Source organism: Mycobacterium sp. PO1 (assembly GCF_017312405.1).
Taxonomy (GTDB): Bacteria; Actinomycetota; Actinomycetes; order Mycobacteriales; family Mycobacteriaceae; genus Mycobacterium.
Window position 1 is genome coordinate 1 of record NZ_BLTG01000025.1, and the last position, 23,920, is coordinate 23,920.

Sequence of the window (23,920 nt, forward strand, 5' to 3'; positions counted from 1 at the left end):
GCGGCCTAGGACGCCGCCCTTTCAAGGCGGTAGCGCGGGTTCGAATCCCGTAGGGGGTACGCGCGGCGACCGTTTCGACGGAAGTCGCACAGTAAGGCCCTGTGGCGCAGTTGGTTAGCGCGCCGCCCTGTCACGGCGGAGGTCGCGGGTTCGAGTCCCGTCAGGGTCGCCATTGCGGCGAGGCACTCGGTAGCGAGTGATCGGTGCCGTCCGGCCAGGTAGCTCAGTTGGTACGAGCGTCCGCCTGAAAAGCGGAAGGTCGCCGGTTCGATCCCGGCCCTGGCCACTCGATGAGTCTGCGGATCGTCTCCACCCTCGCCAGCCTGGCCCTCGGCCTGGCTCTGTTACTTGCCCCGGTCGCAGCAGCGCAGCCGCAGAATCCGTTGCTCCCCCTGGTGGACGCCGCCGCCGAACGCCTGCAGATCGCCGACCCCGTCGCGGCCGCCAAGCTGCACGACGGCGGACTGATCCAGGACCCGGTGCGCGAGCAGCAGGTGCTCGACGCCGTCGCCGAGGAGGCGCGCACGCAGCGGATCGACCCGGCCTACGTCACCACCGCGTTCCGTGACCAGATCGACGCGACCGTCGCTGTGGAGTACGCCCGGCTCGCCGGCTGGAAGCTCGATCCGGCCACGGCTCCCGCCGACGCACCCGATCTGGCAGCCTCGCGTGCCACGATCGACGCGCTGAACCGCGAGATGGTCGCCGAGATGGCCGGGCAGTGGCCCGCCTTGCACGCTCCGTCGTGCCGTGCCGATCTGAGCGCCGCCACCGACGCGGTGGCCCAGGCCCGCGGCCTGGACGATCTCTACCGGCAGGCCCTGGGCTTCGCCACCCGCAGCTACTGCCCGTAGGCGTGGGATCATGGGCGTGCCATGAACGACTTCCGCCAGCGCCTGCTCGATGCTCTGGAGGCGTCCATCGCCGACGACGGCTATGCCAAGACGACCGTCGCCGACATCGTGCGCCGGGCCAGAACCTCGCGCCGCACCTTCTACGAACACTTCGATAGCAAGGAAGCGTGTTTCGTCGCGCTGCTCTCCGAGGCCAACGCCGATCAGATCAACCAGATCTCGCGGGCGGTCGATCCGAGCGCTCCCTGGCAGAAGCAGGTCCGCCAGGCCGTCGAGGCGTGGATCTCGTCCGCCGAGGCGCGTTCGGCGCTGATGCTGAGCTGGATCCGTGACGTGCCGGCGCTGGGTGCGGCAGCACGCGGACTCCAACGCGACGCGATGGACCACTTCATCGACATGGTGGGCGCGCTCGGTGCCACCGACGAGTTCCGCGCCGCCGGCATCGGACCGGTGTCGCGGCGGCGCAGCATCATGCTGCTGGGCGGTTTGCGGGAGTTGACCGCCATCACCGTCGAGGAAGGCGGGCGGATGGGCGACGTCACCGAGGAGGCCGTCGACGCCTCCATCGCGCTGCTGAGTCCGCATCCCCACTGAGGGCGGTACCTTACGCAGCATGGTCCGGCCTGCTCAGACGGCGCGCAGCGAGCGCACGCGTGAGGCGCTGCGACGGGCCGCGGTGGTGCGGTTCCTGGCCCAAGGCGTCGAGGACACCTCTGCCGAGCAGATCGCCGCCGATGCCGGCGTGTCACTGCGCACGTTCTACCGGCACTTCGCGTCCAAGCATGATCTGCTGTTCGCCGACTACGACGCGGGGCTGCACTGGTTCCGGGCCGCGCTGGCGGCGCGGGCACCCGAGGAGTCGATCATCGAATCGGTGCAGTCGGCGATCATGGCGTCGCCCTACGACGGCTGGGCAGTCACCGAGATCGCCGCGATGCGCGCGCGGGAACTCGACGCCGGCCGTATCGTCCGGCACATCCGCCAGGTCGAGGCCGACTTCGCCGAGGCGATCGAAGAGCACCTCGCCGGAGCCGATCCGCCCGCGCCCGGCACCGGGGCGCGCATGCACATCACGGTGACCGCGCGCTGCATCGCCGCGGCGGTGTTCGGGGCGATGGAGGTGTGGATGCTCGGTCAGGATCGTTCGCTGCCCGAACTCGACCGCCTCTGCCGCCACGCGTTGCAACTCCTGCGCACCGGCATCGACGAACACCTCTAGACCCCGCCCGGTCCCACCGAGCAAGTTTCGTCAATATTGACAAAACATCCGTCGCCGTGTCAGCCTCAGGCGATGACGGACTTCGACGCCATCGTCGTGGGTGCCGGGCACAACGGCCTGACCGCCGCGGCGTTGCTGCAGCAGGCCGGGCTGCGCACCCTGTGTCTCGATGCCAAGCTCTACGCCGGCGGAATGGCCTCCACCGTCGAGTTGTTCGAGGGGTTCCGCTTCGAGATCGCCGGCTCGGTGCAGGTGCCCACCTCGGCCGTCGTCAGCGACGCGCTCGGACTGGGGGAGCTGCCCACCGTCGACCTCGAGGTGATGTCGGTGCAGTTGCGGGGAGTCGGCGACGACCCGGTGATCTACTACACCGACCCGATGAAGCTGCTCAACCATCTCAACGAGGTACACGGCGCCGACGCCGTCAACGGCATGGCCGGGCTGATGGCCTGGTGTCAGGCGCCCACGCGGGCGCTGGGCCGCTTCGACGCCGCGCAGCCGCCCAAGTCGCTCGACGAGATGTATGCCTGCGCGACAAACGAATTCGAACGCCAGGCCATCACCGACATGCTGTTCGGCTCGGTCACCGACGTCCTCGACCGGTATCTGCCCGACAAGGAGAAGCACGGCGCGCTGCGCGGCATGCTGGCGTTCCTGGCGGTCAACACCACCTACCGCGGACCGGCCACCCCCGGCAGCGCTGCGGCGCTCGCGTTCGGGCTCGCAGTTCCCGACGAGAACGCGACCCTGATCAAGAAGTTCCACGGCGGCATGGGCGCGGTGACCGACCACCTGCTGCAGATGTTCACCGCGGCCGGCGGCGAGCTGCGCCTGCGCACCAAGGTGGAGGAGATCCTGGTCGCCGACGGCCGAGTCGCCGGGGTGCGCACCGAGGACGGGTCCACGGTGCGCGCTCCCATCGTGGTCTCCACCGTCGCCCCGGACCTCACCGTCAACGGTCTGATCGACGCGAACGCCGTGCCCGGCGATATCCGGGAACGCTTCTCCCACATCGATCATCGCGGTAGCTATCTGCAGATGCACTTCGCCCTCGACGGGCCCCCCACCTTCGCCGAGCCCTACGAGGTGCTCAACGACCCCGACTACCAGTCAGCGATCGGCATCTTCACCACACCCGAGGATCTGCAGAAGCAGTGGGAGGATTCCTCTCGCGGTGTGGTGCCCGCCGATCCGGCGATTGCACTACAGATCCCCTCGGCCAATGACCCCGGCCTCGCACCCGCGGGAAAGCATGCGGTGTCGGCGTTCTCGCTCTGGTTTCCGATCGGGGGAGACCTGAACTACGGCGAGATGAAGTCCGAGATGGGGCGCCGGGTCATCGAGAAGATCACCCGGCTCGCACCGGACTTCGAGAGCCGGATCCTGCGGCACACCACCTTCACGCCCAAACACATGGGAACGATGTTCGGTGCGCCCGGCGGCGACTACTGCCACGGTCTGATCCACCCCGAGCAGATGGGTCCGAACCGGCCCGGGCCGAAGGGTTATGTCGATCAGCCGATACCCACGCAGGGGCTCTATCTGGGCAGCGCGGGGTGCCACGGTGGCCCGGGCATCACGTTCATCCCTGGCTACAACGCCGTCCAACAGGTGCTCGCCGACCGCGGCTGAGCGCCTGGATGCCCGCAGCGCCGGGTTGCGGAGATTGTCAGCTATATCGACGACACGAGTCTTCTGTCGACCGGTGAAGAATGCGGCGGTTCTGCGGGTCGGCCACGCTGAGGAGCCAGCAAACCCCTGTCCGGTCTTGGTGAGGGTTTGCCCCGGCTTCGGTGCGCGCGCGCCGGGCGCACAGCGTTCGGCGTGCGCGCCACTGCCCAATGGCAAAGTCCGGCAAGTTGTATTCAAAGCTGTGCGCTCGACAAAGTGGCAGTGCGCGCCATGTTTTAGCGAAGTTAAATCCTACGGACGACCGCGTTGGTGTGACTCACAAAGGGCCTGGGGGCGCGAAATTGCCGACACCCAATAATCGGCCTATCCAAAAGATCTGGATAGCAAATTAGCCCTACGTATCAGTGGCTCTGAGCAGGCATTTATTCGATTTACGCACCGCGAGAATAAATTGACGTTCCCATCACAAATCGGCTTACTCGGGAGTAGGTTCAGCCGTGGCACAGATCACGTTCGGGTAAAGGAGACAAGATGAACCGTGCTGCGAAGTCCTACCTCACCTCGGGTGTTGCGCTGGCAGGAGCAAGCGTCATCGCCATTTCGCCGATGGTTGCCGCGCCGCTGAGCCCTCCCGGCACGGACACCCATACCGCGTTTTCTGTGTCGACCGCGAACGTGCAGCTCGCAACCACGGTCAACCCCCTCGCCGCGTGGGCAGAGGTGGTCTCCTCTGCGTATGGCAACGTGGCTTCGCTCGGCGAGGAGGTGTTGTCAGATCCGGCACCCATCCTCCGCCAGTTCATCCTGAACCAGCTCAGCAACGGTGAGGCGGTGGTCTCTGCGGCGACCGGGGCCGTCGGAGGCTTTCTGGAATACCTCTCCCCGGACAATGCCTTCGGGTTGGGCGCCCAGCTCCAGACCGCCGCCGAACAACTGAGCTCGGGCAACATCGCGGGTGCCATCGAAACCGCGACCCAGGCCCTGTTCCTGGCGCCGGTGATCAGCGTCGCCTTCCCGGTGCTGTCAAGCGGTCTGCTGGACATCCCGGGCACCATGGCGCAGAACTTCGCGAACGTCGTCAAGACGGTCACCGATCCGAATACCGTGCTGCCCATCGCGCTGGGCGCGCTCGGTACGGTGTTGGCGCCGGTCAACGCATTCGGCGACAGCCTCCAGGAGACCTTCGATGCGCTGGGCGACGGCGACGTCGGCGCGGCGCTCAACGCGGTCATCAACATCCCTGCTGCCGTCGTCGGTGCGGTACTCAACGGCTACACGAATCTGGCGGGAAGTGTGTTTCCCGGACTGTTCTCCGAAGACGGTCTGGTCCATGCCCTCGTCGTGACGCTGCCCAGGGCCATCGCGGCGGCCATCACCCCCGAAGAGGAGGGCTCAGCAGCGGCGGCCAACGGGCCGGCGGATGTTCCCACGGCGGTGTTGGCCAGCGTGCAGACAGACGACGAGCAGGCCGCTGATTCCGGTGCCGCCTCGGAGGACGCCGACGGAGACGGCGGCGCGGTGGACGCGGTCAACGCGTCGGTGACCGAAGAGACCGCAGAGGTCGCCGCGGGCGCTGAGGGCGAGGCGTCCGACGCCCAGGGCGAGGTCGTGGACGAATCTTCGGCGATCGGCACCGAGGAGGTGTCCGAGGAGAGTGGCGAAGGTACCGCCGAGCCGACGGAAGGCTCTGCGGAGTCGACCGGGGCCGACGAGGACCTCGCCGACGAGACCGAGAGCTCCGACGATGCCGCAGCATTGGAGGAGGGCCTCGACGCTGATGCCGCGGCGTCCGAGGACGGCTCCGACGAAGGTGACGTCACCGGCGACGAGGGCGGCAGTGACGCCGGCGACGATGAATCCGGTTCGGAGGACGGTGAATCGGGGGACGCCGACGCGGATTCGACTGGTTCGGACTCGGGCGGGTCTGATACCGGCAGCGGTTCGGAGTCCGATGGAGGATCGGGCGACTCCGACTAGTTCACGCACACCGCTCGGCCCCCTCGCCCGGCGAGGGGGCCGAGCGCTGTTGACGTCAGGTCGCCGGACCGCTGGGGGTGGCGCCGCCCTCGTCGGCCCAGTCGGCGCCTTCTTCGGCACCCTTCGAGGGATCGCTGATCACGTCGTCGTCGGCCTCGGTGGCGCCGGCGTCGGTCTCGGTGGTCTGGGGCTTGTCTCTGGTCACGACGCAGGATTACCCCGGCGGGCCGCCGTTCATTCAGTCGCGGCGCCGCTGCAACTGCGCCATCCAGTCCTTGGGCACCCGCTCCCGCGGCCCCGGCACCGACTGTCCGGCCGGGTGACTCAGTGGGGCCGCCAGGTCGGCAGTGCCGTCGGGTCGGACGTAGTACTCGTCGCGGTCGTAGTTCCAGTACCAGTCCTCGCCCGGTTCGAAGGACCGGATGACCGGATGCCCCGTGCTGCGCCAGTGTGCGGACGCGTGCCGTGAGGGCGAGTCGTCGCAACAGCCGATGTGACCGCACCCGGCGCAGCGCCGCAGGTGCACCCACCACCCGCCGGCGGCCTCGCATTCGACACAGCCCGTGCCGCTCGGGGGGATCGTGGGATCAACCGCGTGGCTCACGATTCGAAGCGTAATCGCCGCAACGGCGCCCAGTCGGGTGAACTCGAACCACACCGATGTCGCCGTGGTCTATCGTCGCGCCATGGCAACCAAGGATTCTCGTGAGGTCGTGATCGAAGCGTCACCGGAACAGATTCTCGACGTCATCGCCGACGTCGAGGCCACCCCGACCTGGTCGCCGCAGTACCAGAAGGCGGAGATCCTCGAGAGCTATGACAACGGCAGGCCCAAGCAGGTGAAGATGACCGTCAAGGCGGCGGGGCTGACCGACGAACAGGTGATCGAGTACACCTGGGGCGACAACGAGGTCACCTGGACGCTCGTATCCGCCAGTCAGCTCAAGGCCCAGGACGCCGGGTACACGTTGACCCCGGAGGGCGACAAGACCCGCGTGCGCTTCGACATCGCGATCGACCTGTCGGTGCCGATGCCTGGGTTCATCCTGAAACGCACGATGAAAGGTGGCGTGGAGACCGCCACCGAGGGACTTCGCAAGCAGGTCCTCAAGGTCGCCAAGGGGTGAACCGGGGTCCGCTGGCCGACGTCCGGGTCATCGAGCTCGGCGGAATCGGGCCGGGGCCGCACACCGGCATGATGCTGGCCGACCTGGGCGCCGACGTGGTGCGGGTCCGTCGCCCGGGCGGCCTGCAGATGCCCGCCGAGGACGCGGATCTGCTGCACCGCGGAAAACGCGTCGTCGACCTCGATCTCAAGACCGACGCCGCGACACTGCTCGACCTGATCGGCAAGGCCGACGTCCTCATCGACGGTTTCCGACCCGGCACCTGTGAGCGGCTGGGCATCGGGCCCGACGACTGCGCGGCGGTCAACCCCAGGCTGATCTTCGCCCGTATCACCGGCTGGGGACAGCACGGCCCGCTCGCGCGCTCGGCGGGCCACGACATCAACTACCTGTCGATGACCGGGGCACTGTCGGCCATCGGTTACCGCGACCGCCCCCCGGTTCCCCCGCTGAACCTGGTCGCCGACTTCGGAGGCGGCTCGATGCTTGCGTTGATCGGCATCACGACCGCGCTCTACGAGCGTGAACGCTCCGGCCGGGGGCAGGTCGTCGACGCCGCCATGGTCGACGGTGTCAGCCTCCTGTCCCAGATCGCGTGGACGATGAAGGCCCTCGGGACGCTGGCCGACGAACGCGAGTCGTTTCTGCTGGACGGAGCGGCACCGTTCTACCGAACCTATGAGACCGCCGACGGCCGGTATGTCGCGGTCGGCGCCATCGAACCGCAGTTCTACGCCGAGCTCGTCGACGGCCTCGGGCTGGCCGACGCCGGACTGCCGCCGCAGATGGACCGTTCGTCGTGGCCGGCCCTGTACGAGATCTTCGCGCGTCGGATCGCGACCCGATCGCGCGACGAGTGGGTCGCGATCTTCGCCGGGCGTGACGCCTGCGTGACGCCGGTACTCACCTGGACCGAGGCTGCCGCCGGCGACCATCTGCGCGCACGAGGCACCATCGTGACCCACGGCGGTGTCGACCAGGCGGCTCCGGCGCCCCGCTTCGGCCGGACCCCGGCCCCTGCGGTGGGTGCCCCGCCGGCACAGGCGACGCCCACCGACGCCATCGGGTGGTGAGCGGCGCATCGGGGTTAGCTGCACAAACCGGTGCGCGAGGCTGCCGCGATGGCTAGGATTTGCCGGTATGGCGGTTCGGGCATCCAGGGAAGTGGTGATCGAGGCCCCGCCGGAGGCGATCCTGGATGCGCTCGCCGACATCGATGCGGTGTCGTCCTGGTCGACGCTGCACAAGGACGCCGAGGTGCTCGATCGCCATCCCGACGGCAGACCGCATCATGTCCGGGCGACGTTGAAGATCATGGGCGTCACCGACAAGGAAGTCCTCGAATACCACTGGGGTGAGCGGTGGGTGGTGTGGGACGCCGAACAGACCTTCCAGCAGCGCGGCCAGCACGGCGAGTACAACCTGACCCCGGAGGGGGAGGACCGCACCCGCGTGCGGTTCGACCTCATCCTCGATCTGGCGGCGCCGCTACCGCATTTTCTGGTCAAGAAGGCCAAGAAGATGGTGCTCGATGTCGCGCTCGAGGAACTGCGCCGGCGAGTGCTCAGCGGCACCGCCTAACCTGCGGGACGCAGAGCCTGCAGTCGTCGGATCGCTTCGTCGAGGGTGTCGTCGCGTTTGCAGAATGCGAAGCGCACCAGGTGTTTCCATTGCTCGGCATGAGCGGCGGCCGGATCGCAGAACGCCGTCATCGGGATCGCGGCGACTCCGACGCGCTGCGGAAGGTCGGCGCAGAACGCGGTGCTGTCGTGGTAGCCGAGCGGGCGCGGGTCGGCACACAGGAAGTAGGTGCCGGAACTGTCGTGCACGTCGAACCCGATGTCGGTGAGTGCGGCGGACAGCCTGTCTCGCCGAGTCTGCAGCGACGCGCACAACGCCTGTACCCACGCGTCCTCGGTGGAGAGCGCCAGCGCCACGGCAGGCTGGAACGGCGCTCCGCCCACGTAACTCAGATACTGCTTGGCCGCGCGCACACCGGCGATGAGATCGGCTGGGCCGCAGGCCCACCCGATCTTCCAGCCGGTGACGTTGAACATCTTCGCCGCGCTGGAGATGGTGATGGTCCGCTCGGCCATGCCCGGGTAATTGGCCAGCGGAAGGTGACGACGGCCCGGGGGATCGGTGAAGACGAGGTGTTCGTACACCTCGTCGGCGATGACGAGAAGGTCGGCCTCGACGGCGAGGGCGGCCAGCGCGCGGAGTTCGTCGTCGCCGGCGACCATGCCGGTGGGGTTGTGCGGCGAGTTGACGATCAGCGCCCGGGTCTTGGGGCCGATCGCGGCCCGGAGGCCTTCGACATCGATGGCGAACCCGCCACCGGCGGCGCGCATGGGAACGGCACGCCGGTGGCATCCGGCCATGGCGATCACCGGTGAGTAGGAGTCGTAGAACGGTTCGACGAGCAACACCTCGGAGCCCGGTTCGACCAGGCCGAGCACCGATGCCGCGATCGCCTCGGTGGCGCCGACCGTGACGAGCACCTCGGTGTCCGGGTCGTACTGCGTGCCGTGGCGCCGGCTGCGCTGCTCGGCGATGGCCTGGCGCAGTTCGGGGATACCAAGGCCGGGCGGATACTGGTTCACACCGTCGGCGATGGCGCGCTGAGCAGCGCTGAGCATGGCGGCGGGGCCGTCTTCGTCGGGGAAGCCCTGGCCGAGATTCACCGCTCCTATCCGGGCCGCCAGTGCCGACATCTCGGCGAAAATGGTCACCGCGTAGGGCTTCAGGCGTTCGACCGTCATGAGTCGGAGCCTATTGCTTCGCCGTGGGGCCCAGTCGCCGACCGGTGCAAACCCGCCAACGCTTTCGGGGCGGCCGACGGCGTCACCCCCGTTGCGACGCCCGCTTGCGAACGATTGCATTGGTTGGGCGCTAGCATTCAGGGCAGGCGGTCAACCGGAGTCGAATGCTCGGGGGCCGTTTCAGGGAGGCAGGGGAGCGCGGTACATGCCACGACGAGTGACCATCGACGACGTGGCTCGCCTGGCCGAGGTCCACAAGGCGACGGTGTCACGGGCGCTCAACGCCCAGACCCGCGACCAGGTCAACGCCGAAACTCTCAAGCGGGTCAAGCGGGCAGCCCGTCAACTCGGCTATGTGCCCAACGCGATGGCGCGCGGACTGCGCACCAGCAAGTCGATGACCATCGGCGTGATCATCCCCGATCTGATGAACCCGATCTTCCCGCCGATCATCCGCGGTATCGAGCACGTGTTGCAGGCGCAGGGTTACACCGTGCTCATCGCGAACACCGATTCGCACGACGAGGTGGAAGTGTCGGCTTTCGAATCGCTTCTCCAGCGCAGGGTCGACGGATTCATCCTGGCCACCGGCAGGCTCGACGACCAGCCGGTGGTCGAGGAGGCCGCCACCGCCGATGTTCCGGTGGTGCTGGTCAACCGCGACTCGGGCGTCGGGCGCTACCCGCTGGTCTCCGGTGACAACGCCCGCGGAATCGAGTTGGCGGTCACCCATCTCGTCGAACTGGGCCACCCGCGGATCATCCACGTGGCCGGACCGCCGAACTTCTCCACGACCCGCACCCGCGCCGAGGCGTTCGAGGCGGCGGCTACCCGGGCCGGCGTCGAGCACGACACGATCTATGCCACTGCGCTGAGCACGGACGCCGGCTTCGAGGCGGCCGAAAAGTTGTTGTCCGACAACGGTGTTGCGCCGAGCGCGCTGGTCGCCGGCAATGACCTGGTGGCGCTGGGCCTGATTCGGCGGTTGCGCGTACAGGGGCTGCGCTGCCCCGACGAGGTGTCGGTGGTGGGTTTCAACGACATGCCGTTCGCCGGTGACTTCTGGCCCCCGCTGACCACGGTGCGGATGCCGCTGCGGGAGATCGGCGCTGAGGCCGCCCGGCTGTTGCTGCGTGGCATCGAGGCGGGCGAGCAGGAAGCGGCGACGCTGACCCTGCCGGTGTCGCTGGTGGTCCGGGGATCCACGGGTCCCTTCCGCAGCTGACCGGTGAAACCCGGTTCGGCCGGTTCCGCTAGGATCGCTGCAATCGATTGCGAAGGTGTGTGGTGGATCATCTGACCCTGGGCGTGTTCAGTCCGTCGGTGCTGCTCGACGTCGCCACGACGACGGGCCGACTGGCGGCCGCAGGCTTGACGGTGACCGATGTCGCGGTGCCGTCCTCGCCGGCGCAGTTCCAGGCCCTGGCCCGCGGAACCTACGACGCAGTGTTCACCAGTCCCGACAACGCGCTCGCCTATCGCTTCCTGCCGTCGAACCCGTTGGGGCAGTTGCTCGATGTGGAGGTGGTGGCCGGCGTCGACCGCGGTCTGGGCCTGGTGCTCGCAGGGCGTGCCGGGTTCGGCGCACCCGAACGGCTCCGCGGGCGCCGGCTGGGTGTCGACGTGCCGACCTCGGGCTTCGCGTTCGTCGCCTACGCGCTGCTCGAAGAATTGGGGGTGCACCGGGATGACGTCGACGTCGTCGCGCTCGGCTCGACGCCCAAGCGGGCCGCTGCACTGAATGCCGGTGACTGTGAACTCACGGTGCTCAACGCCGGCAACGAGTTCGTGGCGCGTTCCGGCGGAGCCGTGCTGCTGGCCGACGTGACGATGCTCGGGCCCTACCTGGGTACGGTGCTGGCGCGGATGCGCCAGGCGCCGGGATCCGCCGCGGTGGACAGGCTCGCCGGGGTGTTGGCCGAGACGGCCGCAGCGATCCGCACCGGCGAGTTGTCCGGGCAGGCTGGTGAATCCGCGGCCCGGCTGCTCCGGCTGGACCCCGCCGACGCGGCCGAGCACGTGGTGGTGCTGAGTGACCCGGATCGGGGCCTGGTCGACGACGCCACGGTGCCGGCCTCGGCGTTGGAGACCCTGGTCGAGCTGCGCAGACGGTTCCTACCTGTCGCTGAATTGGACGGCCTGACACAACGATTCGACGAAATCGTGCGCTCGGCGGTGCTGGTCGCCTGAGTGTCGCCCGGTCATTCCCGCAGGACGTATCTCGACCGGGCCACGGTGGTTGCGGCCGCATAACCCACCGCCGCGACCGTCGTCAGCGCGAACAACAGCTCGAATCGGTGGGTGCCGGCGGCCAGGTTTCCCGCACCTGCACCCAGCGACGCCCCGACGAACAACGAGATGGAGAAAAAGGACATCCCGATCGCCCGCCCGTCTGCCACCGCGTCGGTCATCCAGGTCTGCATCGTGGTGTGGCCCAGCGCCCAGGCCAGGCCGAGCAGTATCGCGGCAGCCAGCACGGTGGGCAGCGAGATGCGGACGGCGACAGCGATATAGGCGGCGATGATGGCCAGCCCGGCGAGCAGCAGGAGCATCCAGGCAGACCACCGTCCCAGCACCAACCTCATCAGCTGGCTGACCGTGACCACCGCCGCGCCGAAGGCTGCCGTGGCAGCACCGGCGACCAGCACGCTGGCGCCGGTCGCCTGCAGTGCGACGGCGAGGTAGTTGAACACCCCGATCAGCAGCGCGCCCTCGATGACGGTGAGGACCAGGATCGCGATAGCCCACCGGTTGCGCGCGAGCCGGCGCAGTGAGGGCAGGAGCCGCTCCCTGGCGGCGCCGGCGGGTTCCTCGAGCCGGACCAGACCGGCGATCAGGAGCAACGCGGCGACCGCGACCGCAACGTACACCCACCGCCAGCCCCACCACTGGGCGATGGCGCCGGCCCCCACGGTTCCCGCCGCCAAGCCGAGCGAGATCGCGGCGGCGAGATTCGCGGTGGCGACCGCGCGTTGCCTGATGGGCAGCGAGTCGCCGTAGTAGATGAGCACGGTGGTGATGGTCGCCGAGAAGGCGGCCCCGGCCAGTCCCCGGGTCACGCTGTAGGTCAGCGCGTCGTAGGCGAATGCCGTAGCGAGGTTCGCGATCCCGCCGATCACCGTGGAGGCCAGAAGAATCCGGACCCGGCCGAAGCGGGCCGCCAGCGTGGCCCACCCCAGTTGCAGCGCGGCGTAGCTGATCGCATACACCGTCAGGGACAGGCCGATCCCGTCGACGGGGGATCCGAGGTCGGCAGCGATCACCGGCACCAGCGGCGGCATCACCGAGCGGTCGATCATCGACACGAACGCGGCGATGACCAGAATCATCGCCGGGTGCTCAGCGGCGCACCGGAATGATCCAGATCATCCACGAGGCGGCCACACCGGAACCTCCGCGCGTCCGGAGCGGAATCGCACGGATTTGGAGCGGACGAACTCATGCAGGGTCTCGGCGGCGTTCTCCCGACCGAAACCGCTGCCCTTCTGGCCGCCGAACGGGGAACCCAGAAACGAGCGGCGCATGTAGTTGTTCACGAAGATCATCCCGGCTTCGAGTCGCTGCGCGATGTGCCACGCGGCCGCCTCGTCCCGGGTGATCATCGCCGCGGTCAGTCCGTAGTCGGTGCCGTTGGCAATCTCGACGGCCTCGTCGATCGTCGCGTAGCGCATGATGAGCGCAATCGGTCCGAAGATCTCTTCCTGTCCGGCAGTGGAATCGGGTGCCACATCGACCAGAACAGTGGGCGGCACCCAGTATCCGTCCCGGTACCGCCCCTCGGTGGGAACCGTTCCCTGTCCGACGATTCGGGCACCCTCGTCGAGTGCGGTCTGCAGATAACCCAGCACCCGGTCCCGGTGTCTGGCGTCGACCATCGGGCCCACATCGGTGCGCGGGTCCAGGCCGTCGCCGACGACCAGCGCGCATGCCGCGGCGACGAAGCGCTCGACGAAGCGGTCGTAGATGTCGTCGTGAAGCAGGATGCGTGCGGTCGACGTGCACGCCTCGCCCTGGTTGTAGAACATCGCCTCGATCGCGACGGTGACGGCGAGATCGATGTCGGCGTCGGGGAACACGATCAGCGCGTTCTTGCCGCCGAGCTCCATGGTCGCGTAGGTCAGATTCTGCGCCGCGGTCTGCAGCACCGCGCGGCCGGTGGCCGTCGCGCCGGTGAAACTGATGCGCTCGACCCCGGGGTGGCCGGCGAGCGCGGCACCGGCGGACAGGCCGGCCACCGCGTTGAGTACGCCGGGGGGCAGCACCTCGTTGGCGATCTCGACCAGGCGCAGCACCGTCAACGGCGCCTGCTCGCCGGGTTTGATCACCACGGTGTTGCCGGTGATCAACGCCGGAGCACCCTTCTTGGCGAAGTGGATGGGCGGCCAGTTGAACGGCAGGATGGCCGCCACCACGCCGTAGGGTTCGTAGATCACCCGCGTCTCGATCGGTCCCTGGTCGATGATCTCGCCGGGCAGGCTTTCGCCGAGTCCGGCGAAGAACTCGAAGCAGTTGGAACTGAACGCGACGTCGTTGGCCAGGGCATCACGTTTGGGCTTGCCGTTCTCCCGCGACACCAGCGCGGCCAGTTCGTCGGCGTGCGCCCGGATGCGTTCGGCGACCTGTTTGAGGTAGGCCCCGCGTTGCCGGCCGGTCAGCGCGCGCCAGGCCGGGAGCGCGGCGCGGGCCGATTCGACCGCCCGGTGGACGAGCGCATCGTCGGCCGAGGCGACCGTGGCCAGCGGCGCGCCGGTGGCGGGTTCGGTGACCTCGAACGTGGAAAGGTCCCCGGCCGCGACGAACGCACCGTCGATGAACGCACCCCATACGGCGCGGGTCGCAGAAGCGGAAGTGGAGTCGGCCGTCGCGCTGTCGATCATCGTCATGAGCACTCCGTGACTGTCAGGCAGGCCGACGCGGCGCTGCAATCGATTGCGAATGACTATAGCGCCGAGGGCTGCGGCCGGGAAGCCCGGGCCACCAGGGCTGACACCCTCTCCAGGAAAACGCCTGCAGCTAGACACCGGACCCATGCGTGCTTGTGAATGAAGGTGTTGACACCGGATACCTGCTGTGTGACTATTCACTGCAATCGATTGCATATGACCTGCATTACAGTGAGGGTCGCGTCGGGGCAATCGGTCTGACAGAGAGGTTGGACATGCGTTTCACCACTGCTTTTCGCGCGATCGCCGCAGCTGCGGCGATCGCGCTGACCGCATCGGCATGTTCTGCCGACGGCGGCGGAGATGGCGACACCATCCGGATCGGGGCCTCGTTGCCGCTGACCGGTGAGTTCAGCCAGGGCGGTCTGGACACCCAGCGTGGATACGAAACCTGGGTGGAGATGACCAACGAGGCCGGCGGTCTGCTCGGTAAGCCGGTGGAGATCATCGTCAAGGACGACGCCACCCAGCAGGAGACCGCGGTCAGCAACTACAACAACCTGATCGCGCAGGACAAGGTCGACCTGCTGCTGGGTAGTCAGTCGTCACTGCTCAACATCCCCGCCTCGGCAATCGCTGAGAAGAACAAGATGCTGTTCGTCTGCCCGTCCTGCGGGTCGCCGGACATGTTCAACCGCGGCTTCTCCTACATCTTCTTCTCTCAGCAGGCCATCGCCACCGATCAGGCCAAGGTGTTCGCTGAGTGGATCGCCGCACTACCGCCGGAGCAGCGGCCCAAGACCGCCGCCTACCCCGCGCTCGACGATCCGTTCACCGGACCTGTCGTGGAGGGTGCCGAGAAGATCCTCTCGGCCGCCGGAGTCGAGACCGTCTACAAGGACCAGTACCCCGCGACGACGAAGAACTTCGACTCCGTGGTCAACGCAATGCGCGACGCCGGAGCTGAAATCGTGGTTCAGGGAGCACAATTCGAAGACGGGGTCAACATGATCCGGTCGATGAACCGGGCGAACTACGAGCCCTCCATCCTCTATCAGAGCAGCTCACCCACCTACGGTCAGCAGTACCTCGACGCGGTCGGACCGCAGAACGCCGAGGGTGTGTTCTTCTCGATGAGTTACAGCCCACTTGCCGACACCCCGGACAACGCCGAGTTCGTCAAGCGCTACCAGGACAAGTTCGACCAGCTGCCCCCCGAGGATGCCGCTGACGGATTCGCGGCCGGTCAGGTGCTGGCCGCCGCCGTCACCGCTGTCGGTTCCCTGGACGACCAGGCGGCTCTGGCGGACTGGCTGCGCGGCAACAGTGTTGAGACCCTGCTGGGGAACCTCAGCTGGAATCCCGACGGCAGTCCGCGGGGCGACTTCCTGGTCGGACAGTGGCAGGGCGGGGTATCGGAGGTCGTGTTGCCGACCGATGTGGCCACCTCGGACAAGATCATGCGCTGGCACGGCGGAGACATCTGAGCCGGTCGGGCGTCCGTCCCCAGTGAGGAGCTGTAAACCATGACTTCCCTTGTCCAAACGCTCATCCTCGGCCTGCTGGTCGGAGCGCTCTACGCGCTGATGGCGTCGGGTCTGACCCTGATCTTCGGGGTCATGCGGGTGATCAACCTCGCCCACGGCGCCTTCGCGGTGCTGGCGGCGTTTCTCACCTTCACCCTGTGGCGCAGCCTGGGCCTGGACCCGCTGCTGTCCATCCCGATCGTGATGGTGGTGATGTTCGGTCTCGGCTGGCTGGTGTACGTGCTGGTGATCCGGCACGTGCGCGGCGCCCACGTCACGATGACCGTGCTGGCCACGTTCGGAATCGCGTTGATGCTCGAGGGAATCATGGGATTCGTCTGGGGCAACACCTCCACCACCGTGGTGGTGTCCTACACCGACGCCTCACTGACGCTGGGCTCCATCTACATCCCGCAAGCCATGCTCATCGCCGCAGTCATCGCGGTCGCGGTGATGGGCGGGCTGTACCTGCTGCTCAACCACACCTGGGCCGGGCGGGCGATCCGGGCCGCATCGTCCAACGAGGGCGGAGCATTACTGGTCGGTGTCAGCGTCGCCACCATCGCCGCACTCACCTTCGCCATCGGGGTCGCCACCCTCGGTGCCGGCGGGGCGATGCTGTCCACCATCTATCCGTTCCTGCCCGGCACGCACTACCAGTGGATCGCCCGTCTGCTGGCCATCGTTGTGCTCGGCGGGCTCGGCAGCCTGCCCGGCGCGATCCTCGGGGCACTCGTGATCGGCGTGGGGGAGATGGCGGCCACCGCCTACATCGGGGCGGCCTGGCCGGTCGCGGTCCCGTTCCTCGTCATCATCGTGGTGCTGATCACCCGGCCCCAGGGCATCCTCGGCACCCGGCTCAGAGAGGACGCGGTCGCATGAGTGATACTGACATGAGAGACAACAGGTCTCGTCTGCTGGATCCCGGACTGCACAAGTGGGTCAGCCGTGCGGTGCTCGTCGCCGCTGGGCTGGTGGTCGTGTTGTTCCCGCTGTCGCCCAGTCTGTCCGCACAGAACATCGTCATCCTGTCGCTGGTGCTGGCCATCGGTGCCAGCGGGCTGAACATCATCACGGGATTCACCGGGTACCTGTCGTTGAGTCAGGGTGCGTTCATCGGGATCGGCGCCTACGTCGGGGCCATCCTGGCCACCAGGTTCCCCGACGTTCAACCGCTACTGTGGGCGCCGATCGCCGGAGTGGTCGCAGCCGTGGTGGCGATGCTGCTGGGGCTGGTCACCTACCGGTCGCGTGGCCCGGCTTTCGTCATCATCACCGTGGCATTCCTGTTCCTCATCCAGTTCGTCGCCATCGAATGGGTGGGAGTCACCAACGGGACCGCCGGGCTGACCCTGCCGCTGCCGGATTGGCCTGCGGCATGGGGAAACTGGCCATTCCACCTGGCGCTGGTGGTATTGCTCGGGATGTCGCTGGCGATGACGTGGTGGATTCGGCGCACCAAGTTCGGCATGGGTCTGATCGCGATTCGGGAGGATGAGGGCAAGGCCGGCACCATCGGTGTCAACGCTCCGGTGTACAAATTGCTCGCCTTCGGGCTCAGCGCGCTTTTCGTCGGCATGGCCGGCTCGGTCTACGGGTATTACCTGTCATTCGTCGACCCCATCGGCATGTTCTCGATCATCACCAGCGCGCTGATCGTGCTCGCGGTGATTCTCGGCGGTCGGGGCACCCTGTGGGGACCGGTTCTCGGCGCGTTCATCATCCAGCCGGTCAACATCTACGCCAACCAGGCCTTCGGCGGTGGCAATGCCCGGTTGGTGCTGTTCGGCGGCCTGCTGGTGCTGCTGGTCATCCTGCTGCCCCGGGGGATTCTGCCCACGCTGGCGGCGTACATCGAGAAGGCGCGAACGAAGGGGACGGTGGGCCTGTCCGGAGCCCGGCTGGACCCGCTGGACCGACCCCTGGTGCGGGCCGAGATCCGCAAGCCGGAGCCCACCGGACGCACCCTCCTCGAAGTGCGCGGACTGCACAAGAGTTTCGGCGGCAACCACGCCGTCAACGATTGCAGCTTCACCGTGCCAGAAGGGTCCATCACCGCGCTGATCGGCCCCAACGGTTCGGGAAAGACCACGGTCTTCAACCTGATCTCGGGCACCATGACCCCCGACAGAGGTGAAATCCTGTTGGGCGGGCAGCGCATCGACAACATCTCCCCCTGGTCGCGCGCTCACCACGGCTTGGGTCGCACCTTCCAGATCACCCGGCTGTTCCGCGAGATGACCGTGCTCGAGAACGTGGTGGCTCCGCTGCGCGACTTCTCGGTCGGACAGTTGGGGCTCGGAGCGGTCAGCGGCTCGGAGGCCGCCCGGGCTGAGGAGCTGCTCGAATTCGTCGGGATGGCGGCCTACCGCGACGCGCGCGCCGGGGCGCTGTCCTACGGACAGCAGAAGCTCGTCGAGCTCGCTCAGGTCATGATGCTGGATCCGAAGTTGATCCTGCTCGACGAGCCCGCCGGCGGCATCAACCCGACGCTGATCGAGCGCATGGGTGACCTGATCCGTGAGCTCAACGCCTCCGGCAAGACGTTCCTGCTCGTCGAGCACAACATGCCCTTCGTGGTGAATCGGTGCGACCCGATCCGGGTGCTCGCCCGCGGCGCGGTCATCGCGCAGGGCAGCCCCGAGCAGATCCAGAAGGACCCGCTGGTGCTCGACGCCTATCTGGGTGACGACTACCTGCTGGAAGCGCCGTCGAAGGGTTCGACCGTTCCCGTCGTGGAGAGGAATCCAGCATGATCCGGCTCGAAGGCGTGGTCGCCGGCTACGGCGGCGGGAACGTGCTCCAGGGCGTCGACCTCGAGGTCGGGGCGGGTGACCTGGGCTGCATCGTCGGACCGAACGGCGCCGGGAAGTCCACCGTGTTGCGCGCCGTCAGCGGCATCCTCAAGCCGAGCGCAGGCCGAATCCTGCTGGACGGCAGAGACATCACGGGGATGGCGCCCGCTGAGGTGCTGGGATGCGGCGTCACCCAGGTGCCGCAGAGCAACGGATTGTTCCCGACGCTGACCGTGAAAGAGAACATCCTGATGGGTGCCTACGTCATCCGCAGGAAACGCGCGCTGGTCAGACAGCGCTACGACCAGGTGCTCGACATGTTCCCACTGGTTCGGGACAAGACCGGGGTGCGGTGCGGCAACCTGTCCGGCGGCCAGCGCCGCATGGTGGAGTTCGCCCGCTCGCTGATGCTCGACCCGAAACTGGTCCTGCTCGACGAACCGTCACTGGGCCTGGATCCCAAGTCGCTCGGCGTGATCGACGAAGCTGTCGCGGTCATGCGCTCAGCCGGTAAAGCCGTGCTGATGGTCGAGCAGAACGTCAGACTCGGTCTGCGGATGGCCTCGTCGGGCATCGTGATGGAAAGCGGCCGGGTGCTGCTCACCGGGCCCGCGGCCACCGTCTTGAACAACCCGGAGATCGCCGATCTCTACTTCGGGGGTGCGGTGCACGCGCCCAGTACCACCGAAACCCCCGCAACCCAGCCCACGGCATAACGAGAGAAGGAAAACGAACATGTCTGCCTCAACTATCAAGATCGGCTGGATCGGTGCAGGCCGTATGGGCGCCCAGCTCGTCACCCGGCTGCTGGATGCCGGCTACGACGTCACCGTCTACAACCGCACCGCGGCCAAAGCGGCCGCGCTGGCCGACAAGGGCGCCAAGGTGGTCACCCAGCCGGTGGACCTGGCCGATCGCGATCTGGTGTTCGCCATGGTGAGCTCCTCGAAGGACCTCGAGCAGGTGATGCTCGGCGACGGCGGGCTGCTGACCGGCCCCCAGTCACCCCGGGTGATCGCCGATTCGTCGACCGTCTCGGCCGAGGCCAGCGCACGCATCCGGGAGGCGGCCAACTCCCGCGGCTGCGACTTCCTGGCGACCCCGGTCAGCGGGAACCCGAAAGTCATTGCCGCAGGCAAACTCACGGTGGCGGTCTCTGGACCGCGCGAGGTGTTCGAGTCGATCGAGCCCGTGTTGAGCGTGTTCGGCCGTGGGGTGACCTATGTCGGAGAGGGCGAAGTGGCCCGGCTGGTCAAGATCGCCCACAATCTGATGCTGGGCGTGGTCACCCAATGCCTGGCCGAGATCACCGTACTCGTGGAGAAGGGCGGCGTGAGTCGCGCGGACTTCCTGGCCTTCCTCAACGACTCGGTCATGGGTTCGGTGTTCACGCAGTACAAGTCCCCGGCTTTTGTGAACCTCGATTTCACCCCGACCTTCACCATGGGCCTGTTGCAGAAGGACTTCGACCTCGGCCTGGCAGCCGCCGACGAGCTGAAATCACCGATGCCGATCGCCTCGGCGACCCGCCAGATCATCGCGCAGGCCGCCGGCGCCGGGGTCGGTGTGGAGGAGGACTTCGCCACGCTGCTGCTCGAAGTGGCTCGGGGAGCCGGGGTCGAGCTGAAGTCCGAGGACGTCGCCGTCGACGACGGTCTGAGCCCAGCGGTGCATTCGTGACGGCGTTGGTGGCTCCACCGGTGGCGGTGCGTCCCCTCGGCGCGCCTGGCCACATGGGGGTGGACTACGAGCAGCGGGTGGACTTCGCCCGGCTGCGGGACTACCGGATCGGTCGGGCCAAGGCCGCCCTGGAAGCCAGCGGGTGCGGCGCGTTCCTGCTGTTCGACTTCTACAACATCCGCTACACCACGCAGACCTGGATCGGTGGTGCGCTGGGCGACAAGATGATCCGGTACTGCCTGCTCACCCGCGACGGTGATCCGATCCTGTGGGACTTCGGGTCGGCGGTGCGCCATCACAAGCTGTATTCACCGTGGCTGCCGCAGGAGAACTGGCGGCCCGGGTTCCTCGGGTTCCGCGGCGCGGTGGCACCGGATGCGGGTTTGATGCGCGATGCGGTCACCGAGATCAAGGGCATCCTGGCCGACGCGGGCCTGGCCGGCGCCCCGGTGGGGATGGACATCGTGGAGCCGCCGTTCCTGTTCGAGATGCAGCGTCAGGGGTTGACCGTGGTCGACGCCCAGCAGAGCATGCTCGACGCGCGGGTGATCAAGTCCGCCGACGAGATCATGCTGCTCAATCAGGCCGCGGCCATGGTCGACGGGGTGTACCAGGACATCGTGGACGCGTTGCGGCCCGGCGTGCGGGAGAACGAGATCGTGGCCCTGGCCAACAAGCGGCTCTACGAGATGGGTTCGGATCAGGTCGAGGCAGTCAACGCGATCTCCGGTGAACGGTGCAACCCACACCCGCACAACTTCACCGACCGCATCATCCGTCCGGGTGATCAGGCGTTCTTCGACATCATCCACTCCTACAACGGGTATCGGACCTGCTACTACCGCACCTTCGGTGTCGGCAGCGCCACGCAGAGCCAGCGTGATGCCTACAAGCAGGCCAGGGAGTGGATGGACCGGTCGATCGACGCGATTCGGCCCGGCGTGGGGTCGGATCAGATCGCGCGGCTTCTGCCCAAGGCGGAAGACTTCGGGTTCGACAACGAGATGGCGGCGTTCGGGCTGCAGTTCGCCCACGGCCTGGGTCTCGGTCTGCACGAGCGGCCGATCATCTCCCGGCTGAACTCGCTGGAGAACCCGCTGGAGATCCAGGCCGGCATGGTGTTCGCGATGGAGACCTACGCCCCGGCCTCCGACGGCATCTCCGCGGCCCGCATCGAGGAGGAGGTCGTCGTCACCGACGACGGCCCGGTGATCCTCACCAAGTTCCCCGCCCAGGAACTGTTCGTCGCCAACGAGTACTGACCCCGAACCGGTAGGGACAAGCTCCCGGCAGTCCTCTGCGGACGGCCGGGAGCTTGCCGAGTACTGCAATCGGCAACCACCGCAACAATTTTGACAACTCGTGCACGGCCACCTCGTTCTGGAAGTCGAGATCCCACACGTCGACACGGCGGTACGCACCCGATCGAACCGGCGCCGAGGGGGCCCGCGCCCCTGGCGCACCCGGTCGCGTCAGGGGTCGTCGGGTCGGGCGCCGGTCAGGGTTGCAGTGATTCGGCCACTGCTGGAGCGAGTCCCGCCAGACTGTCGGTGCCCAGATCGCCGTGGCGCAGATCGAGGGTCTTGAGGAACTTCTGCTGCCCCATGGTCAGCGCGATGAAATAGCCCAACTCGACCAGTTCGGGTTCGGTGAAGTGGGTGTGCAGCTCGGCCCAGACCTCGTCGTCGGCGAGGCCGGGATCCCAGGCGATGGCTTCGGCCCACTTGAGCGCCGCCTTCTCCCGTGCGCCCAGCACGGTCGAGTCACGAAACTCGATGACGTCGTCGAACTCGCGCTCGGTCAGCCCGGCCTCGGTACCCAGGTGGGACCGCTGCCCCGCGCAGTAGCCGCACTCCAGGCTCTTGGCGATGAACACCCGGGCCAGTTCCTTGACCGAATGCTCCAGAACGCCTTCCCGGAACGTCTGCTGCCAGGCTGCGGCGAAGGTGCGCAACACCGCCGGTACGTGGGCGCGGATGGCTTGGCTCTCCAGTCTAGGGGTGCCGTAGGTGCGCGACTCCTCGAGGATCGCGGCCAGATCGGGTTCGGTGACGTTCTCGGGACGGACGTAGCTGATGCGGGGCATGGTCAGGCCTTCCAGACGGTCTTGAGGTTGCAGAATTCGCGGATCCCCGCGGCAGCCAGTTCGCGGCCATAGCCGGAATCCTTGACACCGCCGAAGGGCAGTTCGGGGTAGGAGACCGTCATGCCGTTGAGGAACACCGCACCGGCGTCCAGGTTGGCGATGAACCAATCCTGTTCGGCAGCATCGTTGCTCCATACCGACGAGCTGAGTCCGAAGGTGGTCTGGTTGGCGATGCGCACCGCCTCCTCGCGGTCTGCCACCTTGTACACCGAGGCCACCGGACCGAAGGTCTCCTCCATGACGATCCGCATGTCGTCGTTCAGCCCAGCCAGCACGGTCGGGGGGTAGTACCACCCTGGGCGATCCGGCGCGCTGCCGCCGGCGAGCACCTGCGCGCCCTTGGCCACCGCGTCGTCGACCAGCTCGGCGACGTCGGCGCGGCCGGATTCGGTTGCCAAGGGGCCGACGTCGGTGGCCTCGTCCATCGGATCGCCCAGCGTCAGCGCGTTCATCTTGGCGACGAACTGCTCGACGAACGCGTCGTAGATGTCGGCATGGACGATGAACCGCTTTCCGGCGATGCACGATTGGCCGTTGTTGGAGACGCGTGCCTTGACCGCGACCGTGGCGGCGGCGTCCAGATCGGCGCTGGGCATCACGATGAACGGGTCGGAGCCGCCGAGTTCGAGTACGGCCTTCTTGATCTCGCGGCCCGCGGTGGCTGCCACGGAGCGACCGGCCGGCTCGGAGCCGGTCAGGGTGACGGCCTTGACGCGGCTGTCCTCGAGCACCGCGGCGACCTCGCGTGAGCCGATGAGCAGGGTGCGGAACGAACCGGCCGGGAAGCCGCCCTTCTCGAACAGTTCGTCGAGATACAGAGCCGACTGCGGTACGTTCGACGCGTGCTTGAGCAGTCCGGTGTTGCCGGCCATCAGGGCCGGCGCGGCGAAGCGGATGACCTGCCAGAGCGGGTAGTTCCACGGCATGACCGCCAAGACCACGCCGAGGGGTTGCCATACGGTGCCGGCCGCCGATGCCGAGACCGAGGCCGGATCGGCCAGATCCTCGGCCGACAGGAAGGATTCGGCGTTGTCAGCATAGAACCGGATGTTCTTGGCGCATTTGAGAACCTCGGCCCGGGACTGGGCGATCGGCTTGCCCATCTCGAGCGTGATCATCGCTGCGGCACGTTCGACGTCCGCTTCCAGAATGTCGGCGGTGGCGTGCATCCACTCGGCGCGTTGTGTGTAAGTGGTCGTGCGCAGCGTCTGGGCGGCGTCGAAGGCCTGCGCGATCCGGCGTGCCACCTCGGCACTGTCATGTGCGTCGAAGGTCGCCACGGTCTGCCCAGTGGCCGGATTCACGGTTGCGATCGCCAT

The 23,920-nt window shown here is 67.4% G+C and carries 23 protein-coding genes and 2 tRNA genes; 18 read left to right on the top strand and 7 right to left on the bottom strand.

Going from position 1 to position 23,920, the window contains the following annotated elements; all coding sequences use genetic code 11:
* The first annotated feature begins 95 nt into the window (after positions 1-95).
* The 7 genes from J3476_RS11515 (at position 96) to J3476_RS11545 (ending at position 5,682) form a co-directional block, all read left to right on the top strand.
* Positions 96-172 (top strand) — tRNA-Asp (locus tag J3476_RS11515).
* A gap of 40 nt (positions 173-212) precedes the next feature.
* Positions 213-286, top strand: a tRNA-Phe gene (locus tag J3476_RS11520).
* 4 nt (positions 287-290) lie between these two features.
* Positions 291-854, top strand: a complete 564-nt coding sequence (locus J3476_RS11525; RefSeq protein WP_207066617.1) for a chorismate mutase — start codon at positions 291-293, stop codon at positions 852-854.
* Positions 855-875: 21 nt separating this feature from the next.
* Positions 876-1,448: a TetR/AcrR family transcriptional regulator gene (locus J3476_RS11530; RefSeq protein WP_152518708.1), complete on the top strand. Its 573-nt coding sequence runs from the start codon at positions 876-878 to the stop codon at positions 1,446-1,448.
* Positions 1,449-1,467: 19 nt separating this feature from the next.
* Complete coding sequence (locus tag J3476_RS11535) at positions 1,468-2,073, top strand: TetR/AcrR family transcriptional regulator (protein ID WP_207066618.1); 606 nt, start codon at positions 1,468-1,470, stop codon at positions 2,071-2,073.
* A 72-nt stretch (positions 2,074-2,145) separates the two neighbouring features.
* On the top strand, positions 2,146-3,705 hold the full coding sequence (locus tag J3476_RS11540) for an NAD(P)/FAD-dependent oxidoreductase (RefSeq protein ID WP_207066619.1): 1,560 nt from the start codon (positions 2,146-2,148) through the stop codon (positions 3,703-3,705).
* Positions 3,706-4,236: 531 nt separating this feature from the next.
* Positions 4,237-5,682, top strand: coding sequence for a hypothetical protein (locus tag J3476_RS11545; RefSeq protein ID WP_207066620.1), 1,446 nt, complete (start codon positions 4,237-4,239; stop codon positions 5,680-5,682).
* Positions 5,683-5,737: 55 nt separating this feature from the next.
* Here the strand turns inward: J3476_RS11545 and J3476_RS11550 are convergent, their stop codons facing one another.
* Positions 5,738-5,887: a hypothetical protein gene (locus J3476_RS11550; protein WP_207066621.1), complete on the bottom strand. Its 150-nt coding sequence runs from the start codon at positions 5,885-5,887 to the stop codon at positions 5,738-5,740.
* Between the two features lie 33 nt (positions 5,888-5,920).
* Positions 5,921-6,286 carry a UBP-type zinc finger domain-containing protein gene (locus J3476_RS11555; protein WP_207066622.1) on the bottom strand — a complete coding sequence of 122 codons (366 nt, stop codon included), beginning with the start codon at positions 6,284-6,286 and terminating at the stop codon, positions 5,921-5,923.
* A gap of 82 nt (positions 6,287-6,368) precedes the next feature.
* Here J3476_RS11555 and J3476_RS11560 point away from each other — a divergent pair, with 82 nt between their 5' ends.
* From J3476_RS11560 to J3476_RS11570, 3 genes are all read left to right on the top strand, one after another.
* Positions 6,369-6,809, top strand: coding sequence for an SRPBCC family protein (locus J3476_RS11560; protein ID WP_207066623.1), 441 nt, complete (start codon positions 6,369-6,371; stop codon positions 6,807-6,809).
* Positions 6,806-7,882: a CaiB/BaiF CoA-transferase family protein gene (locus J3476_RS11565; protein WP_207066624.1), complete on the top strand. Its 1,077-nt coding sequence runs from the start codon at positions 6,806-6,808 to the stop codon at positions 7,880-7,882. The genes J3476_RS11560 and J3476_RS11565 overlap by 4 nt, the downstream gene beginning before the upstream one ends.
* A 67-nt stretch (positions 7,883-7,949) precedes the next feature.
* Complete coding sequence (locus J3476_RS11570; RefSeq protein ID WP_207066625.1) at positions 7,950-8,390, top strand: SRPBCC family protein; 441 nt, start codon at positions 7,950-7,952, stop codon at positions 8,388-8,390.
* Here J3476_RS11570 and J3476_RS11575 read toward each other — a convergent pair.
* Positions 8,387-9,571 (bottom strand): pyridoxal phosphate-dependent aminotransferase, encoded by a 1,185-nt coding sequence (locus J3476_RS11575; RefSeq protein WP_207066626.1) that lies wholly within the window; start codon positions 9,569-9,571, stop codon positions 8,387-8,389. The genes J3476_RS11570 and J3476_RS11575 overlap by 4 nt on opposite strands.
* Before the next feature lie 205 nt (positions 9,572-9,776).
* Between J3476_RS11575 and J3476_RS11580 the strand changes: the two genes are divergently transcribed.
* Positions 9,777-10,796 carry a LacI family DNA-binding transcriptional regulator gene (locus J3476_RS11580; protein WP_207066627.1) on the top strand — a complete coding sequence of 340 codons (1,020 nt, stop codon included), beginning with the start codon at positions 9,777-9,779 and terminating at the stop codon, positions 10,794-10,796.
* Between the two features lie 62 nt (positions 10,797-10,858).
* Positions 10,859-11,761, top strand: a complete 903-nt coding sequence (locus J3476_RS11585; protein WP_207066628.1) for a hypothetical protein — start codon at positions 10,859-10,861, stop codon at positions 11,759-11,761.
* 11 nt (positions 11,762-11,772) lie between these two features.
* On the opposite strand, the gene J3476_RS11590 is transcribed toward J3476_RS11585, so the two are convergent.
* The gene (locus J3476_RS11590; RefSeq protein WP_207066629.1) at positions 11,773-12,900 is read right to left on the bottom strand and encodes an MFS transporter; all 1,128 of its coding nucleotides are present in this window, start codon (positions 12,898-12,900) and stop codon (positions 11,773-11,775) included.
* A gap of 36 nt (positions 12,901-12,936) precedes the next feature.
* Complete coding sequence (locus J3476_RS11595; protein ID WP_207066630.1) at positions 12,937-14,454, bottom strand: aldehyde dehydrogenase family protein; 1,518 nt, start codon at positions 14,452-14,454, stop codon at positions 12,937-12,939.
* Between the two features lie 275 nt (positions 14,455-14,729).
* Here J3476_RS11595 and J3476_RS11600 point away from each other — a divergent pair, with 275 nt between their 5' ends.
* Genes J3476_RS11600 through J3476_RS11625 form a run of 6 tightly spaced genes read left to right on the top strand, consistent with a single transcriptional unit; the run spans position 14,730 to position 21,717 of the window.
* Positions 14,730-15,941, top strand: coding sequence for an amino acid ABC transporter substrate-binding protein (locus J3476_RS11600; protein WP_207066631.1), 1,212 nt, complete (start codon positions 14,730-14,732; stop codon positions 15,939-15,941).
* Between the two features lie 39 nt (positions 15,942-15,980).
* A complete protein-coding gene (locus tag J3476_RS11605; RefSeq protein WP_207066632.1) occupies positions 15,981-16,862 on the top strand; it encodes a branched-chain amino acid ABC transporter permease in 882 nt (293 codons plus the stop codon).
* On the top strand, positions 16,859-18,736 hold the full coding sequence (locus J3476_RS11610) for a branched-chain amino acid ABC transporter ATP-binding protein/permease (protein WP_207066633.1): 1,878 nt from the start codon (positions 16,859-16,861) through the stop codon (positions 18,734-18,736). The genes J3476_RS11605 and J3476_RS11610 overlap by 4 nt, the downstream gene beginning before the upstream one ends.
* Positions 18,733-19,491, top strand: coding sequence for an ABC transporter ATP-binding protein (locus J3476_RS11615; RefSeq protein ID WP_207066634.1), 759 nt, complete (start codon positions 18,733-18,735; stop codon positions 19,489-19,491). Before J3476_RS11610 ends, J3476_RS11615 begins: the two co-directional genes overlap by 4 nt.
* A 19-nt stretch (positions 19,492-19,510) precedes the next feature.
* A complete protein-coding gene (locus J3476_RS11620) occupies positions 19,511-20,455 on the top strand; it encodes an NAD(P)-dependent oxidoreductase (protein ID WP_207066635.1) in 945 nt (314 codons plus the stop codon).
* A complete protein-coding gene (locus tag J3476_RS11625; protein WP_207066636.1) occupies positions 20,452-21,717 on the top strand; it encodes a Xaa-Pro peptidase family protein in 1,266 nt (421 codons plus the stop codon). Before J3476_RS11620 ends, J3476_RS11625 begins: the two co-directional genes overlap by 4 nt.
* Before the next feature lie 236 nt (positions 21,718-21,953).
* Here the strand turns inward: J3476_RS11625 and J3476_RS11630 are convergent, their stop codons facing one another.
* On the bottom strand, positions 21,954-22,541 hold the full coding sequence (locus tag J3476_RS11630) for a carboxymuconolactone decarboxylase family protein (RefSeq protein ID WP_207066637.1): 588 nt from the start codon (positions 22,539-22,541) through the stop codon (positions 21,954-21,956).
* A gap of 2 nt (positions 22,542-22,543) precedes the next feature.
* Positions 22,544-23,920, bottom strand: coding sequence for an NADP-dependent succinic semialdehyde dehydrogenase (locus J3476_RS11635; RefSeq protein WP_207066638.1), 1,377 nt, complete (start codon positions 23,918-23,920; stop codon positions 22,544-22,546).

What these genes read in the sequence shown, in the direction of transcription:
- J3476_RS11570 (WP_207066625.1), top strand. Translation starts at nt 7,950, where the DNA reads ATGGCGGTTCGGGCATCCAGGGAAGTGGTGATCGAGGCCCCGCCGGAG.
- J3476_RS11530 (WP_152518708.1), top strand. Translation starts at nt 876, where the DNA reads ATGAACGACTTCCGCCAGCGCCTGCTCGATGCTCTGGAGGCGTCCATC.
- J3476_RS11605 (WP_207066632.1), top strand. Translation starts at nt 15,981, where the DNA reads ATGACTTCCCTTGTCCAAACGCTCATCCTCGGCCTGCTGGTCGGAGCG.
- J3476_RS11560 (WP_207066623.1), top strand. Translation starts at nt 6,369, where the DNA reads ATGGCAACCAAGGATTCTCGTGAGGTCGTGATCGAAGCGTCACCGGAA.
- J3476_RS11615 (WP_207066634.1), top strand. Translation starts at nt 18,733, where the DNA reads ATGATCCGGCTCGAAGGCGTGGTCGCCGGCTACGGCGGCGGGAACGTG.
- J3476_RS11540 (WP_207066619.1), top strand. Translation starts at nt 2,146, where the DNA reads ATGACGGACTTCGACGCCATCGTCGTGGGTGCCGGGCACAACGGCCTG.
- J3476_RS11620 (WP_207066635.1), top strand. Translation starts at nt 19,511, where the DNA reads ATGTCTGCCTCAACTATCAAGATCGGCTGGATCGGTGCAGGCCGTATG.
- J3476_RS11535 (WP_207066618.1), top strand. Translation starts at nt 1,468, where the DNA reads ATGGTCCGGCCTGCTCAGACGGCGCGCAGCGAGCGCACGCGTGAGGCG.
- J3476_RS11545 (WP_207066620.1), top strand. Translation starts at nt 4,237, where the DNA reads ATGAACCGTGCTGCGAAGTCCTACCTCACCTCGGGTGTTGCGCTGGCA.
- J3476_RS11575 (WP_207066626.1), bottom strand. Translation starts at nt 9,571, where the DNA reads ATGACGGTCGAACGCCTGAAGCCCTACGCGGTGACCATTTTCGCCGAG.
- J3476_RS11525 (WP_207066617.1), top strand. Translation starts at nt 291, where the DNA reads ATGAGTCTGCGGATCGTCTCCACCCTCGCCAGCCTGGCCCTCGGCCTG.
- J3476_RS11580 (WP_207066627.1), top strand. Translation starts at nt 9,777, where the DNA reads ATGCCACGACGAGTGACCATCGACGACGTGGCTCGCCTGGCCGAGGTC.
- J3476_RS11600 (WP_207066631.1), top strand. Translation starts at nt 14,730, where the DNA reads ATGCGTTTCACCACTGCTTTTCGCGCGATCGCCGCAGCTGCGGCGATC.
- J3476_RS11635 (WP_207066638.1), bottom strand. Translation starts at nt 23,920, where the DNA reads ATGGCGATCGCAACCGTGAATCCGGCCACTGGGCAGACCGTGGCGACC.
- J3476_RS11610 (WP_207066633.1), top strand. Translation starts at nt 16,859, where the DNA reads ATGAGTGATACTGACATGAGAGACAACAGGTCTCGTCTGCTGGATCCC.
- J3476_RS11630 (WP_207066637.1), bottom strand. Translation starts at nt 22,541, where the DNA reads ATGCCCCGCATCAGCTACGTCCGTCCCGAGAACGTCACCGAACCCGAT.
- J3476_RS11590 (WP_207066629.1), bottom strand. Translation starts at nt 12,900, where the DNA reads ATGATTCTGGTCATCGCCGCGTTCGTGTCGATGATCGACCGCTCGGTG.
- J3476_RS11595 (WP_207066630.1), bottom strand. Translation starts at nt 14,454, where the DNA reads ATGACGATGATCGACAGCGCGACGGCCGACTCCACTTCCGCTTCTGCG.